A 334-nucleotide genomic window follows, 5' to 3' on the forward strand; every position below is an offset into this window, starting at 1 on the left:
CATCACCTACATCCCGATGGCGAGTGGCTTCGTCTATCTCGCCGTGGTGCTGGACTGGGCAACACGTCGTGTTCTGTCGTGGCGGCTGTCGATCACCATGGAAGCATCCTTCTGTGTCGAGGCGCTGGAGGATGCCTTGGCTCGTCACGGCAAGCCGGACATCTTCAACACGGATCAGGGTTCGCAGTTCACCGGGCAGGCCTTCACCGGCGTGCTCGCCTACAACGGCATCGCGATCAGCATGGACGGCAAGGACGCATGGCGGGACAACGTGTTTGTCGAGCGGCTCTGGCGCAGCATCAAATACGAGGAGGTGTACCTGCGAGCCTATGAA

1 protein-coding gene is annotated in these 334 nt (G+C 60.5%); it reads left to right on the forward strand.

Annotation, left to right across the window (positions count from 1 at the left end; translation table 11 throughout):
* A partial coding sequence (locus tag KIP88_RS46230) for a DDE-type integrase/transposase/recombinase (protein WP_214494687.1) occupies window positions 1–334 on the forward strand: 334 nt, incomplete at both ends.

This window comes from Bradyrhizobium sp. SRL28 (assembly GCF_018596315.1).
In the GTDB taxonomy this organism is placed as follows: domain Bacteria; phylum Pseudomonadota; class Alphaproteobacteria; order Rhizobiales; family Xanthobacteraceae; genus Bradyrhizobium.